The sequence below is a fragment of the Streptomyces sp. NRRL F-5122 genome (assembly GCF_001507435.1).
Taxonomy (GTDB): Bacteria; Actinomycetota; Actinomycetes; order Streptomycetales; family Streptomycetaceae; genus Streptomyces; species Streptomyces lannensis.
This window is the reverse complement of the sequence record NZ_LMWH01000193.1, coordinates 1-299: the sequence shown is the minus strand read 5'-3', so window position 1 is coordinate 299 and position 299 is coordinate 1. Positions and strand designations below refer to the sequence as shown.

1 pseudogene is annotated in these 299 nt (G+C 70.2%); it reads left to right on the top strand.

Going from position 1 to position 299, the window contains the following annotated elements:
- Positions 1–299, top strand: a pseudogene (locus ADL25_RS19280) (amino acid transporter); the annotation flags it as partial.

The window sequence follows — 299 nt, the reverse complement described above, 5'->3', positions numbered from 1 at the left end:
CTCGACCATCGCCATCCTGTGGTTCGCGGGCGCCTCCGCGATGGCCGGACTGCTCAACCTGATGCCCCGCTATCTGCCCCGCTACGGCATGGCCCCGCACTGGGCGCGCGCCGTGCGGCCGATGGTCATCGTCTTCACCCTGGTCGCCTTCCTGGTCACCTGGATCTTCGATGCCGACGTGGACGCGCAGGGCGGCGCCTATGCCACCGGTGTGCTGGTGCTGATCAGCTCCGCCGCGATCGCGGTGACCATCGCCGCCCGCAAGGCCGGCCAGCGCAACTGGACCGTCGTCTTCGCGG